Raw genomic sequence first — 17,734 nt, 5'->3', positions numbered from 1 at the left:
ACAATTTCTTAGAAAGGAGGTACAGGATGAAATTAATTCTATTGTCTGGAGGGTCTGGAAACAGGTTGTGGCCCTTATCTAATAGTTCAAGATCAAAGCAATTTTTAAAAGTGTTAAGAAATAAAGACAAGCAGGTAGAATCTATGGTTCAAAGAATATGGAGCCAAATAAAATCGTCAGGTTTAGCAGATGACACATTTATATCCACTTCTAGCACACAAGTAGATATATTACAGAGTCAAATAGGTTCCAATATACCGCTTATCGTAGAACCAGTTAGGCGTGATACATTTCCGGCTATTGCTTTAGCTGCTGTTTATTTAAATTCAAAGATGAAGGTCCCGTTAAATGAGATGATCTGTGTACTTCCAGTAGACTCTTTTGTAGAAGATTCATTTTTCCTGAGAATAAAAGAAATGGAAACCTCTCTTTCCCAATCAGGCGCAGATTTAGCATTAATAGGGACACCTCCAAGCTATCCATCTGAAAAGTATGGATATATTATTCCAAATGAAAATAAAGAAGGAGAAACGAATAATCTATTTAGGACAGTCAAGAGGTTTGTTGAGAAGCCAGACGAAGAACTGGCGAAACAACTGATTCAAGAAAATGCACTGTGGAATTGTGGAGTCTTTGCATTTACGCTGGGCTATATGACTTCGATCCTAAAAGAAAAGGGCATGCCAATTCAATATGAAGAATTAGTAAAGCAGTATGATAAACTACCTATGATAAGTTTCGACTATGAAGTGGTAGAAAACGTAAATCGTGCTGTCGTCCTTAGTTATAATAGTTCCTGGAAGGATCTGGGTACTTGGAATACCTTAACCGAGGAGATGGATTTACATTTATTAGGCAGGGGTATTATCAGTAATTCGATAAATACACACATAATCAATGAATTGGATATTCCAGTTATTGCCTTAGGTTTATTAGATATAGTTGTAGCGTGCAGCCCAGATGGTATTTTAATTAGTGAGAAAGCGATGAGTTCGAAACTAAAAGATGTAATGAAAAATATTAAACAAAGACCAATGTATGAGGAACGTCGTTGGGGGAGCTATAAGGTATTAGATTACACAGTTAATGAAAACAAGGAAGAAGTTTTAACCAAAAAAATTAAGGTTTTATCCGGAAAAAATCTAAGTTACCAATTCCATCAACAAAGAAAAGAAATATGGTCAATAACTGCAGGAGAAGGAATTTTTGTGTTAGATGGAAATTTCGTCCATGTAGGACCAGGTGATAATCTTATGATCCCATTTGCAAGTAAACATGCAATAAAGGCAATTACAGATTTGGAATTTATTGAGGTACAACTTGGGAGTAATTTAATCGAAGAAGATATTGTACGAATTTTTATGACCTGGGAAGAAATCGAACAAAATTTGTCCAATTAAGAGGGAGATGTAGATGAAAAAGGACTCCAAAATTTATGTTGCGGGTCATAGCGGATTAGTGGGGTCTGCAATTTTAAGAAATTTACAAAAACAAGGGTATACGAATCTTGTATATAAGACTAGTAAAGAATTAGATTTACGTAATCAACAACTAGTAGAGACTTTCTTTAAGGATGAAATGATTGAGTATGTTTTTCTTGCTGCTGCAAAAGTAGGCGGAATCGTTGCAAATAATGAATGTCCTGCTGATTTTATCCGAGATAATTTAATGATTCAAACAAACGTAATTGATGCTTCATATCGGTATGGAGTGAAAAAGCTTCTTTTTTTGGGAAGCACTTGTGTATATCCTAAAATGGCCCCTCAGCCGTTGAAAGAAGAGTACCTCCTTACTGGAGAGCTTGAACCAACGAACGAACCATATGCAATAGCAAAAATTGCCGGTATTAAATTGTGCCAAGCCTATAACCGTCAATATGGCACAAAGTACATTTGTGTAATGCCCACAAACTTATACGGTGAAAATGATAACTTCAATTTACAATCTTCTCACGTAATCCCCGCGCTTATCCGCAAATTCCATGAGGCCCATAAAAATAATTTAAAGTATGTTGAAGTATGGGGAACTGGAATACCTAAACGCGAGTTCTTATATTCAGATGATTTAGCAGATGCATGCTTATTCTTAATGAATACCTATGAAAGTAATGAAATTGTCAATATTGGTGTAGGTGAGGATTTAACAATTGGAGAGCTAACTGAAAAAATAAAGCACATTGTAGGGTTTAAAGGTGAAATTCGTTTTGATTCCACTAAACCTGATGGAACACCCCGTAAGTTAGTAGATGTTTCCCGTATTCATTCTTTAGGATGGAAAGCAACTACTTCTTTAGAAGAAGGCTTACAAAAATTGTACAGCTGGTTTTTAGAATATGGGTGGATAAAATGAAAAGAGCGCTTATTACTGGCGTCACAGGACAAGACGGATCATACTTGGCAGAACTATTATTAGAAAAGGGATATAAAGTATTTGCTCTTCGTCGAAGAACTAGTACACAAAACTACGAAAATGTAGAGAATATCAAAGACAAATTACAGTGGATTGATGGGGACCTAACTGACCTTGCCTCTCTTATAACAGCAGTCCAAATTGCACAACCTGATGAGGTTTATAACCTTGCAGCTCAGTCTTTTGTTGCAACTTCTTGGCCACAGCCCATATCAACCGGCCAAATTACAGCTCTAGGGGTAACGAATATGTTAGAAGCGGTTCGTATTGTAAAACCAGATGCACGTTTCTATCAAGCTTCGAGTTCAGAAATGTTTGGTAAAGTAGTAGAAACACCTCAAAATGAGAAAACGCCCTTCTATCCCCGAAGCCCATATGGAGTTTCAAAAGTGTACGGACATTGGATTACGGTTAATTATCGCGAAAGTTTCAATATGTTTGCTTGTTCTGGGATTTTGTTTAATCATGAGTCACCTCGCCGCGGATTAGAGTTTGTTACCAGAAAAGTAACAAATACAGTAGCAAAGATTAAATTAGGTTTAGTGGACGAGCTGCGCCTGGGTAACTTGGATGCAAGGCGCGATTGGGGATTTGCCGGTGACTATGTAAAAGCGATGTGGCTAATGCTCCAACAAAATACTCCAGATGATTATATAATTTCTACTGGAGAAACCCATTCTGTGGAAGAATTAGTTAATATTGCGTTTTCGTATGTAGGATTAGATTGGAGAAACTACGTAATCATTGATAGGAATCTTATTCGTCCTGCTGAAGTAGACCTTCTGTTAGGGGATTGTACAAAAGCAAAAGAAAAGTTAGCTTGGAAAACAGAGGTGAGTTTTAAAGAATTAATTCAAATGATGGTGGATGCTGATTTAGAGAAATTAAAAAAATAAGCGTTCAAAGAGCCCGAGTATCAAAAAATGTTTTCCTTTTTACTCTATGAAAGGTAATTATTAGAAAAAATGTAAGAGGAGAAAACACTTATGGTAAATGAACAGCCCATTATTACCATGAGCACACTTGGCGTAAATGGGCGATTTGGTAATCAATTATTGCAATATGGTTTTCTAAAGATTTATGCAAAAGTATATAATTTAGAGGTTCTAACACCAAAATGGATTGGGCAGTATTTATTTGGACAAAATGAACTACATGGTATAAAAAATGGCTGGAAGATATATGGTCAACATTGGATAATCCTATATTGTATATTGCTAGTGATGACCTTGACAGTGTATTGCCGGATTTCAAAGAGTTTAATCCAGTTACGTCAAGGGATTTATTTGATGATTTTCTGCCTGCCATGTTTTACCCAGATTTTTTTATATTATCAAAGAGTGATGTCCTGGCAATTTCTAATAGTACTTTTTCGTTCACAGCGAGCATGCTTAATGAAAAATGTAAATATTTTTACCGGGCAGATATAAATTACAATGGAATTATGCCATATGATCCATGGTCAAGCGAGGTTTTAGTAAATAGGCATTTATTGGGTTGGTAAAATTGCTTCTCTCATGGGAATATTACAGTGCCTGTCACTACTCAGATTTTGTAGATTCTAATTCAACGGAAATCTGGTGGTGACAGGCATTTTTTTATTGGCGTTTTTTTTCGAAACGATATGAGGCAAAAGGTTCCCCATTAAGGAAAGGCATGCTTGCACAATCAAGTGCCTCGGTTGTTGATGGTTCTAAGTTTAGTGACAGACATTTTAAATTTTCAATAACCTGATCTTCTCGTGTTGCTCCGACAATAATGGTAGAAACCATCGGACGGCTCAATAACCATGCCAGCGATAATCCTGCAGGTGATGTGTCGTGTGCATTTGCCAACGCTGAAACTTGTTTCACAAGCTGCAGATGTTTGGCATCCAGCCGTTGGCCGATAATCGAGTTGGGATCTTTATCTAACCTGGAACCTGCAGGAATTTGAGTCCCATCGCCATACTTTCCGGTTAAAAGGCCGCCTGCGAGCGGGAAAAATGGAATAATGCCAACCCCTTGATCCAGACAGCATGGAACCAATTCTTGTTCGGGTGTACGGTCCGCTAGGGAGTAGGAGTTTTGAATGGATATAAATCGAGAAAGCCCTTGCCGTTCACTAATACCAAGCGCCTTCATTAATTCCCATGCTGCATAGTTAGAAGCCCCAATATAGCGGATCTTACCAGCTCGTACAAGATCATCAAGCGTTCTTAGTGTTTCCTCTAATGGTGTATTCGGGTCAAATCTATGAATCTGGTAAAGATCGATATAGTCGGTACGGAGGCGTTTTAGGCTATTCTCAACTTCACGTTGAATATGCAGCCTGGAAGCGCCTTTATCATTTGGACCTTCACCGATAGGCGATCCTCCTTTTGTTGCAATGATCACATCATGTCTGCGGTCAGCCAATGCTTCACCGATGATTTGCTCAGACTTCGTACCTGAATAGACATTGGCCGTATCAATAAAATTGATACCCTGATCAAGCGCTTGATGGATGATGCGATTCGATGTGGACTGGTCGGCACGTGAGCCAAATGAGTTCCCCCCAAGTCCCAGTGCGGAAACACGTAATCCACTGTTTCCAAGATGCCGATATTTCATGTTTATCTACTCCCCATGCTGATTTAATGACGATTTGTAAACGTTGACATATGCTAGTTTAATTTAAATAAATAGGAGTTTAAAAGTCAATTTTTTTGATTAAATGGTAGGTTATTACGTTCGATATCAAGAGTTGTACTTTTTACTAGTGCTGGCTTGCCCAAAAAAGGACATCTAGTCTAGAAAACTCCCTGGGCCATGCGTGCCAAGACTTGGTGGGGGTCGATTCCCACGCGGTTCTGCGAAAATTATTTATATGTAGTCATACTGTAATAAATAGCATCCAAAAAGCCGTATTTTGCTGATTGGATCATTAATTCATAAGCTTCTTGAAACCTAAATTGATTTTCCAGTAATAATGAAAGGTTGAACATCGAAGAGGGGTATCCCTTGTTAACCTCCATCCGATAGTAGCCTTCCGCCTTTTTATAATCTGGTAAAATATCAGAATATCCGAAGTGATAAATTTTACCCAATATATCTAAAGCTTTGTTTTCTCCTTCATTTGCGGCAATATTTAGTGAAGCTAATCCTTGATTAATGTCTAAAACAACACCAATACCATATAGAAGCATTTGACCTTGGAAATAGAGAGCGTCCGCATGTCCACTTTCTGCGGCTAAAGAAAAGCAGCGAAAAGCCTTAAAGTAATCTTGTGGAACCTCTAACTTTTCATTTCCGTAATAGTAGTGCTGACCCATTTCAAACTCCGCATTGGGTAATCCTTTATTTAGTAAATGTTTCAGAATCTCTAATGCCTCCAAAAAACATTCAGAATCATAGAATTTTCTATATTTATGAAAAAAATCCTGAGAATTATCTTTAGGATTAACTTCTAATTTAAATGCATCACTTTTCAAATTTTTTCTTCCTCCATTATTTTTTAGTTCGAATAATGTAGCAAAATAAACATCCCTTGATTACTCTGTTATGAATAAACAAGGGATGCCAAAAATTTAAGAATTAGGTATTAGAATTAATTAATAAACGAATTTTCAAAAGAAACGTTATACAAGTACATTTTCACTCTTGTCATGTTGAATTTCCTTCTCTGCAAGCTCCCACCATCGTTCGGAACTAGTTAAAGGAATATCGGAACCCGGTGTGCCTGGTGTCATATCGATTCCTAGTCTACCGATATTTACTGAATGTCCATCTTCGTTGTAATTTGTACAAATCTGGTAAATATCTTCAAAATCAGCGAATGACATGATTCAGGACCTCCTTCCAAATAGGATAAGGGGTTTAGAAATGATCAAAATCCCTTTTCTATATTATACGCCCAATCTTTCTCCATTTTATGGATAATAATGAACATATTTCGAATTTTTTAATAATTCGGAAAGGGATGTCCACAAGCGTCCCATTTTGATTAGAATGGTGGTTAGAATTTAAGCAGAAGATTTAAAGGGGTTAGTGAAAAAGTGCCATAAAAAAAGTTGTAGCCAGGCATTGTACCTGGCTACAACTTTTTTTGAGTAAAGCTTGTAGTTACTGCAAACAGAACAAAAGCCCCAATAAACTTAAACTTCCAAAAGCTCTGGAGAAACTGTAAATGAGGCTTCTGTTTTTTCTTGTACCTCTGTAACCGTCACACCGCTTGCTGTTTCAATGAGTACCATGCCTGATGGTGTAAAATCAAATACAGCTAAATCTGTGATTAAACGGTGGACAACACTCTTTCCGGTTAACGGCAGCGTACACTCTTTCTTTATCTTGGACTCACCATACTTATTTACATGTTCCATAATCACGACAACCCGTTTGGCACCGTTAACGAGGTCCATGGCGCCACCCATTCCTTTGACCATCTTACCTGGAATCATCCAATTCGCAAGGTCACCATTTTCGGAAACTTCCATGCCGCCGAGGATGGCTACGTCAATATGTCCGCCACGAATCATGGCGAATGATTCAGCGCTGTCAAAAATCGAAGCACCAGGCACGGTGGTGATTGTTTCTTTTCCTGCATTTATTAAATCTGGATCTTCCTCACCATCGAACGGGTAGGGTCCAATGCCTAGGAGACCATTTTCTGATTGTAATAATACATTTATATCATTTGGAATTTCATTCGCTACCAACGTTGGCAAGCCGATGCCAAGGTTAACATTCATCCCATCTTCAATTTCTTGTACTGCTCTTTTTACGATTGATAAACGTATGTCTTTCATATTGATCAGCTCCTTTTATTAATTACGCTTGGACAACAGTGCGTCGCTCAATGCGTTTTTGATAGTTGGTTCCTAACAGGATCCTCTGGACATAAATACTTGGTGTATGGATTTCATCTGGATCAAGCTCGCCCGCCTCAACAATTTCCTCTACTTCAGCAATCGTGATTTTACCAGCCATTGCTGCCAAAGGATTGAAATTTCTCGCTGTTTTACGGAAGACAAGGTTACCAAGAGTATCGGCTTTCCAAGCTTTTACGAGTGCGAAGTCTCCAACAATCCCGCGTTCAAGTAGATAGGTTTTTCCGTCAAATTCTTTTACTTCTTTTCCTTCTGCAATCGGTGTTCCTATGCCTGTAGCTGTATAAAAACCAGGAATACCTGCACCGCCAGCACGAATGCGTTCTGCAAGGGTTCCTTGTGGAGTCAATTCAACTTCTAGTTCTCCGCTAAGAAATTGTTGTTCAAAAATTTTATTTTCTCCCACATAGGAAGAAATCATTTTTTTAATTTGCTTATTTGCGAGTAGGAGACCTAATCCCCAGTCATCCACGCCGCAATTGTTACTTACCACTGTTAAATTTTTTGTACCTTGTTCTTTCAAGGCTTGAATCGCTTTCTCCGGAATGCCGGATAAACCAAATCCACCGACAATTATCGTTGCACCATCCTGGATATCTGAAACCGCTTCCGAAAATGAAGTTAGTATTTTACTATTTTTCATTTCTTTTTCCACCCCTAAGTCAGAATATTCTATATAAAATAGTTTACATCCTGTTGACTTATAAGTAAAATACATAAATAGAATAAATTCTATGCATATATGGAATAAATGGAGGGACCAACATGGAACTTCGGGATTTAAAATCTTTTATTGAAGTCGTTAATCATCAAAGCTTTACAAAAGCTGCCGCTCATTCCTACCTTTCACAGCCATCTTTCAGTAAAGCCGTGAAAAAGCTAGAAGTAGAACTGAATGTAGAATTGTTCAATCGCACCACCCGCCAGTTACAATTGACCGATGCCGGACAAATTGTTTATGAACAAGCGCAAAAATCATTGGCTGCACTTTCTGAGATCAGCAATCTGTTGGACGATTTAAGGAACGTGGTATTTGGTGAAATCAAAATTGGGATACCGCCGCTAATTGGCACTTTGTTTTTCCCCATTTTAGCAAAGCAAATCCAGGAAAAATACCCGAACGTTTCCCTGCAGTTAATTGAACGTGGAGCAAAATTAATTGGCCAGCTTGTTGAAAATGGCCAGGTTGACTTCGGCGTAGTGGTACTTCCGGTAGACGATGAAAAATTTACGATTCGTCCATTTATCACGGATGAATTTGTTCTTTATGTACATAAAGACCATCCACTTGCTAGGCAGAGTTCGGTTACGATTCGTGAGTTAAAAAAGGAAAAGTTTATCCTTTTTTCTGAAGAGTTTAGACTTCATGAATATATTAAAGATGTTTGTATAAATGCAGGATTTATTCCTGAGGTCTCCTATCAAAGTTCACAGTGGGATCTCATCACAGAACTTGTTTCTTCAGAATTCGGTATTGCGTTACTGCCAAGGTCTATTTACCAAAAACAAAACAACAGTAATCTTCGAATCGTTCCAATAACGGAGCCAACCTTGTATTGGCGACTTGGTATTATCACCAAAAAGGATACCTATCATAGCTTTGCATTGAGAGAAGTGTTAAAACTGCTGGAAAATGGGATAGCAGATGATCAAAAGAAGTGAAGCCAAACGAGTAAAGTTTGATTGAAAATATTTAATTTAAAGTTTTTATTAAAGAAATTAATGTAAATACTTGGATACATTGATATGAATTGCGTGATATACTCGGTGTAAAATGAATTGGAAGGGCTGTTAGTATGAGAAAAGTGGATTTCTCAGAGCTTAATAAACAAATTTTTGAAAAAAAAAGCGAAGTTGAGCGTACCATTTTACGAACTAAATCTTCTGAAAGATTATTAAGAACACGACCTCGAGACAAAGATGAGGCAAAGATATTAGATGAATTATGTATAAAACGGTGGAAAAAGGCTGAGGAGGAAGGAAAGGTAAAATATTTGAATGAGCGGGTGTGGTATTATGAATTCGATTAATGAAGCAAAACAAAAGCTTGGTGAAATACAATCTAAAAGCACTTTTGAAAAAATGGTACAGGTAGCAGCCATTCTGACAAAACTAAAAAGGGATTTAACAAAAAATCAATTAGACCAATCGCTTAATGAAATATAAATAAAGAAATTTTGTACCATGTATAAAGTTGCGATAATTTTTGGCAGCTTTTTTTTGTTTAATAGCAAATAGAAATTTTTACTGGCAGGGAAGTCAAACTGAGGTATCCCCATTATTATGGAGATACCTCAAAACTTTTCTTGCTAAAATTGTAATACTACTGTTCTATAACTTCTTCGATCGTAATATTTTTACTTTTCTTGTCCTTTTTAGCTGATCTCTCATTAGGCGGATTAGGTAGAACTATTGCTAACACTACCATACCAATTGAAACAATTAGTACAATGATACTCATTCGGTTTAATAAAAGAGCAACTTCGCTATATTGTCCGTTATTTTTGTCAAACAACAATTTGAATCAATCGGATCGAGGAATTTATGATAAAAAGTTTTAGTGAGCAATTTACATAACATATTCAATCCAAATATTGCAAAAAACCGTTTAATACCAACAAAAAAGACCATCAAATTCTATTACAATTCGATGGCATTTTAATATACATTTTTAATTTTTGTGACAGGAAACCGAATCCGTTACTGGTTTTTGCCCGGTATTTCTTAATAATGTTATTTCGATGTATTTAATGGGCTTCCAGACATATCTTGCGGGATGATCTCCTCTTTAGTTTTGTTGGCTTTTTCATTAGGCAGGTTTGGAAGGAAGAACGTTAGGATCAGAGGAATGGCTGCTAAAACTAACACGATGATTCCCATTTTATTTAATGCTAAGATCATTCCATCCAGTTGTGCTGAATTAAATATATCCATAAATTTTATTCCAAGCTGATTTAAATGTTCTGTTAAAGAAGGGTCCACCGTCTTGCCAGATGTTACTGCAGCATCTTGTATAGCTGGAAGGAACCGTTCATCTATCCCTGCATTCTTTGATTGATCAGCAATAGCCAAAGATAAAGAAGAAGCAGATATCGCCCCAAAAAGAGATAAGCCCGCTGTTTGTCCTGTAGGAGTCCCTATATCACGAATCATAATAAACGTCCCGGAACCAGAACCTAACTTTTCTTCTGGAACCGTTGTCATGGCCATTTTCATTGCGGCAACAACGATAATCCCGTTTGTTAGCGCCATTATTGAAATGGTTAAGGTAATATACCAAAAGGCTGTATTAATACTAAATTGAGAGAACATAATTAAGCCAAAAATATAACCAATGACACAAGTTACGATTACACGTTTTATCCTAAAGGTATCAATGATTTTGCCACCTATAAATCCTGCAAGTGTGGAAGAAAGATAGATAAAGCTGGTTAACATTCCTGTTATTTCTGGTCCACCTCCCGGTTTTAGGGTGGTGAAGAATACCGTAGAGTAAATAATCCCTTGAAAGTAAATAGACAACATAAACACTATCAACAAAGGGACAATGAATTTTCGATTTTTGAGGAATGATACATCTAAAAACGGGTGTTTAGTCTTGGATTCATAAAACCAAAACAATATCGCTAGCAGTATACCTAGAGCAAATACTCCGATGGTCAATGGAGAAGTTAGACCAACATTTGCTATAAGCAAGGTAACTGATAACAACGACCCTATAGAAGTTAATAATAATAATGAACCAATGAAATCAAATGGAGTCCTTTCTTTGGATTCTGTTTCAGGAAGGGTAGCCCAAACTAAAATGAGCCCAATAATGGATATAGTTCCTGTAAAGTAGTAGACACTATGCCATCCCAAATTGCCAACAAGCATACCACCAAATATCCCACCAGCTGCTGCACCTAGTGCGCTAATACCAGAATAAACTCCAAATGCTGTACCTCGTTTTTGAGCAGGGAAAAGATAGGATGCATAAGAGAGTGCAGCAGGTATGATACATGCTGCCCCAACACCTTGAATAAATCGGGCGAATAAGAAAAAGCCGAAATTTGGGGACAGCGCTGCCATAAACTCAGCAAAAGCAAAGATGGAAAACCCAATTAAAACGATTTTTTTACGACCAATCTGATCGGCAATATGTCCAAAAACTGGTCCAAATACTGTATGGGCTAAATAATAACATAAGGCGATTAAACCTGATAAAGCAACAGGAATGCCAAATTCTCTAGTGATAACGGGTAATACAGGCATTTGAAAGGCCATTGCCTCAACAACAACAAATGCGGCAAACAGCAATGAAAGAAAAGGTACCCAAGGTGATCTTTGTTTCGTCATTTCCTTATTCATTTCTTTTCCTCCTATCGACCATGTGGATTTGATGGTGAAAAATGCGTGTGGTTTTTCTTTTTGGTTTCTACTTGGGACTACCATTTCAAAAGCACCAGATGAAAAGTTGAGAGATGTGGAAAGCGCTTTCATACATTGCTTTTGTTTGCTATCATTTTACATCTTCGATCACCTCCATTCCTTTTCTTTTAATAGTCTCTGAAGTTTTTATTAAAAATTCAGGATTACCAGTATAAAAAGTAATTTCGCAACTCTAGAAATCTGATACCAGAGCGATTAAATCCTATTTCTTTAAAGAAGTGAGCTGCTTATAAAAGTGTAATTTCAATTATCCGAATATTCAATAAACAAAACGAATTTAGAAGTTGTTTTATAAACAAGACATGACGATTTGTTGGGATTTCTTGATTATTCTATATAAATCAAGGATTTTGTTAATATGTACCACAGGGACGGTTCTCATGGCCTTTTTCATTTTTAAATTTACACAAAAAGAGCCGACAGAACCGTCCCTCTGGTTGATTATCTATAAGATAGTTTAATAATTTTGTAGTATTTGTTTATTAAACATTAATAATGCTTTTTTTGTTTATTGAGTATTTTGATTATTAAAAATAGAATTGATATAGAAAACGCTTACAGGGATGAGGAGGGAAATGGATGAAGTTCCAATTAACAGAGAAACAACTAGAGTGGCAGCAGGAAGTCAGGGAATTCCTACAAGAAACAGTCACACCAGAGTTACTTCATGAAGCAGAAGAAAACGAAGATAAAACCATAGGTCCTTTAGAAAGAGAGTATCGTAGAAAACTTATTGAAAAAGGATGGGCAGCCATAAACTGGCCAAAGGAAATGGGCGGATTAGGCCTCACAAATATGGAAAAGTTTATCTTCAATGAAGAATTTTCCTATATGAATGCGCCTCATCCATCAGGAGCTGCATTCTCCATTGTAGCACCGGCAATTTTTATGTTTGGCACAGAGGAGAATAAAAAGGAATGGCTTCCTAAAATCATGGCAGGTGAAGCGAGTTTTGCTCTTGGCTACTCTGAACCGAATGCTGGTACGGATTTAGCAGGCCTTACGACGATAGCCGTCTTGGATGGTGAAGAATGGGTCATTAATGGACAAAAGACCTGGAATACACTTGGACACCAGGTAACTCATCAATGGACTGCCGTACGGACAGATCCTACTCTGCCAAAACATAAAGGGATTTCCGTCATCATTATCCCGAATAATGCGCCGGGAGTCACACTAGTGAAACAAAGAACATGGGGAAACCATACAACGAATGATGTGTTCTTTGAAAATGTAAGAGTTCCAAAAAACAATCTTATTGGAGAGGTCAATCAGGGTTGGAGAATCTTAACGGGTGCCCTTGATAGTGAAAGGGTGCTGATGGGAGGCTCTGCTGAACTTCACAGAGTTTATGATGATTTAGTGGAATTTTGTAAACATACAATCATTGATGGAGAACTGCTCATTAACCGTCCTGACGTAAAAAATAAATTAGCAGAGCTTCATGTGGAATTGGAGATTGCGAAACTATTTGGCTATCGTGGGGCGAGTTTACTAGATTCTGGTAGAGAGATTTCCTCGGAAGCATCCATGATGAAGGTATTTGCTACTGAGTTGTACACAAAAGTCGCTGATTATGGCATGCAGATTGTGAATATGTACGGTCAATTAAACAAGGAAGATGAAGCGGCACCACTTGTAGGGGCTTTAGAGCATTTGTATCGACTGGCACCATTCCATCGCTTTGGTGGAGGAACGAATGAGGTACAAAGAAATATTATTGCGGTACGCGGGCTTGGATTGCCAAGAAAATAATAATGGGGGTGTTGCTTATGAGAATGACACATACAGAAGAGCAGGAAATGTTGCAAAGTTCTGTTCGGAAGTTTTTTGAAAAGGAAGTTACGACTGAACTAATAAGAAAATTACAAACTCTTGATTCGACTGGCCATTCAGAAGAATTATGGAGGAAAATGGGACGTGCTGGATGGTTATCAATAGCCATCCCTGAAAAATATAATGGGGCTGGCGGGACGCTTTTAGACTTGGGAATTGTCTATGAAGAATCGGGAAAAGTCCTATTGCCAACCACCTTTTATAGCACATTATTTGCCTCATTTTTAATAGAAGCAATCGGTACGGAGGCACAGAAAGCCAAGTATTTATCAGATATTGCCAATGGTAATATCATTTCTACAATCGCTTATATGGAACCACAGGCAATCCATAATCCAGATTGCTATCAGACGATGGCTCGTAAATATAAGAATCGTTATTACTTAACGGGTACGAAAAGCTTTGTTCAAAACGCACATCTTGCCCATTTGATGATCGTTATCGCACGGACAGAAGATGCACAGGCAAATAAGGGGTTAACAGCCTTTTTAGTCGAGCCTGGCCAGTCAGGGGTAAATATAAAACAACATCATACTTTTGGAAAAGACAGACAAAGTCTAGTCACTTTTTCAGAAGTCGAATTGGGACAAGAACATATATTAGGAGAACCACAACAGGCGAGAGAAGGACTGGAGTTAGCCATCAAAAAGGCGACAGCTTTACAAACACTCGAAATGGTCGGGGGAATGAAAAAAGTCGTTCAAATGACCGTTGATTATGTTTCCCAGCGGAAACAGTTTGGCGTGCCAATTGGAAGTTTCCAAGCTGTCCAACATCACTTGGCAAATTTAGCTACTTATCGGGATGGATCGGAGTTAGCTGCCTATCAAGCCATATCCAATTTGGCTGAAGGTTTTGATGCGGAACGTGAAGTTTCCATCGCAAAGGCATATGCAAGTGAATCCTATAAAACGATTACTGTCATGGCTCACCAATTATGGGGAGGGATGGGCTATGCGACTGAATCGGATTTATTCTTGTGGTCAAACCGTGCTAAGGCAGCTGAACTATCCTTTGGAACGAGAGATTTTCATTTAAATCAATTAATAAGATTCATTGGCTCTAATGATGTAATGAAACAAAAAACGAATATGGATGTGACATATTCTATTTAACTACTATTAGGAAGAGGATGGGAATATGGGAGAAAATAAAATGGAGTATTTATTAAGACCGAGGTCTGTTGTGATTGTGGGGGCATCACAAAAAAGGGGGGCGATTGGAAATAGTGCTGTACGAAATTTTATTGATTTGGATTTTAAAGGGAATGTTTATTGTGTAAATCCCCGATATCAAGAGATAGAAGGTTTTCCATGTTTTCCATCTGTAGTTGAAGTTCCTGGTGAAATTGATGTAGCCATTATTGCCGTTCCTGTAGCTTTTGTAGAGAATGCCATTAGAGAATGCGCGGAAAAGAAAGTTTCCTATGTGGTTATCTTTAGTGCCGGGTTTGCTGAGATGGGAGATGAAGGTAAGCAAAAACAAGAGGAGATTAAAAAGATTTGTAAGGATCATGACATCCGGGTCATTGGACCGAATACAATGGGCATTACAAATGTAATCGACAAGATTAACCTGTCCTTTACCAATAAAGGTGCCTTGAAGTGGTTAGATGGAAGTATTGGCTTAGTATCACAAAGCGGAGCTACAGGTCATACCATTCTCAATAAAGGGGAAGACGAAAAATTAGGCTTTGCCTATATGATTACCACTGGAAATCAACTAAACACAACCACACTTGATGTGATGGAGTTTTTGCTTGAGGATGAAAAAACGGACGTAATCGCCGCCTATATGGAAGCGGTTCCGAGCGGGGGACAATTAAAAGATATTGGGGCCAAGGCATTACTAAATCGGAAACCAATTGTCGTATATAAATCAGGACGATCTGAAGCAGGTCAGAAAGCGGCTCTGTCACATACTGCATCATTAACAGGTTCAAGTAAATCATTTGAACTCGTTGCAAATAAATATGGATTGGTTTCAGTGGATACTATCGAAGAAATCATCGATGCCTTAAAAGCCTTCAATGGAAAAAAATATCCGAAAGGAAATCGGGTAGCTACCGTTGTCATTTCCGGAGCAACCGGGATCATGATTGCTGATAATTTAGCCCAATATAATCAAGATTTAGTTCCATTAACAGACCAAACAAAAAATAGATTAAGAGAAGTTGTGGCTGACTATCTTCCTGTTGATAATCCGGTTGATATTGCCAGTACTTTAATGATGAATCCGGCAATTTATAAGCATTGTATTCAAACTTTAGCAGAAGCGGAAGAAGTGGACTCCCTGATTATCCATTTACCATTAGGAAAATCAAACGGAGGGTTAAATTTTGCCAAAGACGTTTTGGATGTTGCTAAAACAACAGATAAACCAATTATTGTTTTAACAACTGGCTCTGAAGAGGAAATAAGCCCAGTTAGGGAGTATTTAAATGAAAATAAAGTTCCGGCATTCAGTAATGTAGTGAGTGCTACAAAAGCATTAGATTATCTCTTAAGCTATGAAAAAATCTGTGCAGAACGAGATCGAATTAACACCGTTTCAGCAGATGAAAATGAGTTGAAGTTTTATCTTCCAAATGAAGCAACTGTAACTGAGCCTGAAGTGAAGCAAATATTAAAGGACTCAAATATTCCAGTACCTGTTGGGATAGTCGGGAAGAATATAGAAGATTTATTAAATAAGACAGCTGGATTACATTATCCGTTAGTTGCTAAAATTGTATCTCCGGAGATCACTCATAAAAGTGATGTGGGTGGGGTTGTGTTGCCGATTAAAAACGAAGAGGAATTGATCCAAGCTTATCAATCCATTACAGAAAATGTAAGCAAACATGTGCCAAATGCAAAAATCGAAGGAATTTTAGTGGAAGAACTTGTTGAAGGACCATTTCTTGAAACCATCGTTGGTGTCAATCGTGATCTTGTTTTTGGTCCGATTATCATGTGCGGCTTAGGCGGGGTGTATGTAGAGTTATTAAAGGATGTCTCCCAACGGTTATTGCCAATTACTGAAAAAGATGCATTGGAAATGGTAAAGGAATTGAAAAGCTATCCGCTCTTTGATGGTTTCCGAAACGGTGCAACATATGATGTTCCTGCACTTGCGAAAGTATTAGCCGATATTTCTAATCTGGCATTCAGTCTTGGTGAAGGCTGGTCGGAAATTGAAATTAATCCGTTAATTGTTCGGGAAGAAGGAAAAGGCGTTGTCGCTCTTGATGGATTAATCACACTTGCAGAAAGAGAAAAAGCCATAGTCGAGCAATAAATTGCTTAAGGGGCTGTCTAAATCGAAAGTGCCAAATTGTAGTGCAGCCTCCTTATTAGACAGCCTCTTTAAAAATAATCGATAACAAGAAAGGTAGATGACAAATATGAGTAATGAAGCAGTTTTATATGAAAAAAGAGGAAGAATTGCCATTATTACGATTAACCGTCCAGAAGCGATGAACGCAGTGAATGCTGACGTCTGGCAAGGAATCGGAACGGCATTAGATGACTATGCGGAAGATACAAATCTATGGTGTGCCATTATTACAGGTGCAGGGGATCGGGCTTTTTGTGCAGGTGCGGATTTGAAAGCGGTCGCTAGAGGGGAAAGTATATTTCCGAAAGACGCAGAAAGATGGGGATTTGCCGGTATCGCCCAACATTATATCAATAAACCGATTATTGCCGCAGTAAACGGTTTTGCATTAGGGGGCGGAACAGAAATTGCTTTGTCATGTGACTTAATTGTTGCTTCAGAAAAAGCAACATTTGGGCTCCCTGAAGTAAAAAGAGGGATCGTAGCCGGAGCGGGAGGGCTGCTTCGTTTACCAAGGCAGTTACCTTTAAAAGTAGCAACAGAAGTGATCTTAACAGGCAGACCAATGTCCCCGGAAGAAGCAAAGGAGTGGGGATTGGTGAACCGGGTGGTTCCTCATGAACAGCTATTAGATAAGGCGATTGAACTTGCTGATGAAATTATTGCCAATGCTCCGGTGGCTGTAAGTGTCAGTAAAGACGTTATCTATCGCGGGTTAGATGTACCACTGGACCATCCGTCAAAAGCCTGGGAAATTAATAATGAATACACAAAGAGACTTATGGAATCTGAAGACAGTAAAGAAGGTCCTAGAGCATTTGCAGAGAAGAGAAAGCCTCAATGGGTAGGGCGTTAAAAGATTCATAGTCTTTTAACGAAAGTTGTAGGAGGGGG

17 protein-coding genes are annotated in these 17,734 nt (G+C 38.1%); 11 read left to right on the top strand and 6 right to left on the bottom strand.

Annotated features, from left to right (window positions below; genetic code table 11):
- Positions 1-26 precede the first annotated feature (26 nt).
- The 4 genes from V7108_RS11960 to V7108_RS11945 all read left to right on the top strand — a co-directional run bounded on the left by V7108_RS11960 (position 27) and on the right by V7108_RS11945 (position 3,839).
- Entirely contained in the window at positions 27-1,400 is a 1,374-nt protein-coding gene (locus V7108_RS11960; protein WP_335568362.1) for a sugar phosphate nucleotidyltransferase, read from the top strand.
- A gap of 13 nt (positions 1,401-1,413) precedes the next feature.
- A complete protein-coding gene (gene fcl, locus V7108_RS11955; protein ID WP_335568361.1) occupies positions 1,414-2,349 on the top strand; it encodes a GDP-L-fucose synthase in 936 nt (311 codons plus the stop codon).
- Positions 2,346-3,305: a GDP-mannose 4,6-dehydratase gene (gmd, locus tag V7108_RS11950; protein WP_335568360.1), complete on the top strand. Its 960-nt coding sequence runs from the start codon at positions 2,346-2,348 to the stop codon at positions 3,303-3,305. The genes fcl and gmd overlap by 4 nt, the downstream gene beginning before the upstream one ends.
- Positions 3,306-3,395: 90 nt before the next feature.
- On the top strand, positions 3,396-3,839 hold the full coding sequence (locus V7108_RS11945; protein WP_335568359.1) for a hypothetical protein: 444 nt from the start codon (positions 3,396-3,398) through the stop codon (positions 3,837-3,839).
- A 168-nt stretch (positions 3,840-4,007) separates the two neighbouring features.
- Here the strand turns inward: V7108_RS11945 and V7108_RS11940 are convergent, their stop codons facing one another.
- The 5 genes from V7108_RS11940 to V7108_RS11920 all read right to left on the bottom strand — a co-directional run bounded on the left by V7108_RS11940 (position 4,008) and on the right by V7108_RS11920 (position 7,898).
- Positions 4,008-5,000 (bottom strand): aldo/keto reductase, encoded by a 993-nt coding sequence (locus V7108_RS11940; protein ID WP_335568358.1) that lies wholly within the window; start codon positions 4,998-5,000, stop codon positions 4,008-4,010.
- Positions 5,001-5,248: 248 nt separating this feature from the next.
- Entirely contained in the window at positions 5,249-5,860 is a 612-nt protein-coding gene (locus tag V7108_RS11935; RefSeq protein ID WP_335568357.1) for a tetratricopeptide repeat protein, read from the bottom strand.
- 147 nt (positions 5,861-6,007) lie between these two features.
- On the bottom strand, positions 6,008-6,211 hold the full coding sequence (locus V7108_RS11930) for a hypothetical protein (protein WP_335568356.1): 204 nt from the start codon (positions 6,209-6,211) through the stop codon (positions 6,008-6,010).
- 312 nt (positions 6,212-6,523) lie between these two features.
- Positions 6,524-7,174 carry a CoA transferase subunit B gene (locus V7108_RS11925; RefSeq protein ID WP_335519222.1) on the bottom strand — a complete coding sequence of 217 codons (651 nt, stop codon included), beginning with the start codon at positions 7,172-7,174 and terminating at the stop codon, positions 6,524-6,526.
- A 22-nt stretch (positions 7,175-7,196) separates the two neighbouring features.
- Positions 7,197-7,898, bottom strand: a complete 702-nt coding sequence (locus V7108_RS11920) for a CoA transferase subunit A (RefSeq protein WP_335568355.1) — start codon at positions 7,896-7,898, stop codon at positions 7,197-7,199.
- Between the two features lie 122 nt (positions 7,899-8,020).
- On the opposite strand from V7108_RS11920, the gene V7108_RS11915 reads away from it, so the two are divergent.
- The 3 genes from V7108_RS11915 (at position 8,021) to V7108_RS11905 (ending at position 9,421) form a co-directional block, all read left to right on the top strand.
- A complete protein-coding gene (locus V7108_RS11915; protein WP_335568354.1) occupies positions 8,021-8,917 on the top strand; it encodes a LysR family transcriptional regulator in 897 nt (298 codons plus the stop codon).
- 134 nt (positions 8,918-9,051) lie between these two features.
- The gene (locus tag V7108_RS11910) at positions 9,052-9,285 is read left to right on the top strand and encodes a hypothetical protein (protein WP_335568353.1); all 234 of its coding nucleotides are present in this window, start codon (positions 9,052-9,054) and stop codon (positions 9,283-9,285) included.
- Positions 9,272-9,421 (top strand): hypothetical protein, encoded by a 150-nt coding sequence (locus V7108_RS11905; protein WP_335568352.1) that lies wholly within the window; start codon positions 9,272-9,274, stop codon positions 9,419-9,421. Before V7108_RS11910 ends, V7108_RS11905 begins: the two co-directional genes overlap by 14 nt.
- A 567-nt stretch (positions 9,422-9,988) precedes the next feature.
- Here the strand turns inward: V7108_RS11905 and V7108_RS11900 are convergent.
- On the bottom strand, positions 9,989-11,605 hold the full coding sequence (locus V7108_RS11900; RefSeq protein ID WP_335568351.1) for an MFS transporter: 1,617 nt from the start codon (positions 11,603-11,605) through the stop codon (positions 9,989-9,991).
- A gap of 660 nt (positions 11,606-12,265) precedes the next feature.
- Between V7108_RS11900 and V7108_RS11895 the strand changes: the two genes are divergently transcribed.
- From V7108_RS11895 to V7108_RS11880, 4 genes are all read left to right on the top strand, one after another.
- Complete coding sequence (locus V7108_RS11895; RefSeq protein ID WP_335568350.1) at positions 12,266-13,441, top strand: acyl-CoA dehydrogenase family protein; 1,176 nt, start codon at positions 12,266-12,268, stop codon at positions 13,439-13,441.
- Between the two features lie 17 nt (positions 13,442-13,458).
- The gene (locus V7108_RS11890) at positions 13,459-14,637 is read left to right on the top strand and encodes an acyl-CoA dehydrogenase family protein (RefSeq protein WP_335568349.1); all 1,179 of its coding nucleotides are present in this window, start codon (positions 13,459-13,461) and stop codon (positions 14,635-14,637) included.
- 40 nt (positions 14,638-14,677) lie between these two features.
- The gene (locus V7108_RS11885; protein WP_335568348.1) at positions 14,678-16,801 is read left to right on the top strand and encodes an acetate--CoA ligase family protein; all 2,124 of its coding nucleotides are present in this window, start codon (positions 14,678-14,680) and stop codon (positions 16,799-16,801) included.
- Between the two features lie 106 nt (positions 16,802-16,907).
- Positions 16,908-17,696 carry a crotonase/enoyl-CoA hydratase family protein gene (locus V7108_RS11880; RefSeq protein ID WP_335568347.1) on the top strand — a complete coding sequence of 263 codons (789 nt, stop codon included), beginning with the start codon at positions 16,908-16,910 and terminating at the stop codon, positions 17,694-17,696.
- The last annotated feature ends 38 nt before the right edge of the window (positions 17,697-17,734 follow it).

The organism is Neobacillus vireti, from assembly GCF_036962345.1.
Lineage (GTDB): Bacteria > Bacillota > Bacilli > Bacillales > Cytobacillaceae > Neobacillus > Neobacillus vireti_A.
Note: the sequence above shows the minus strand (reverse complement) of the source record. Positions and strands in the feature narration are given on the sequence as shown.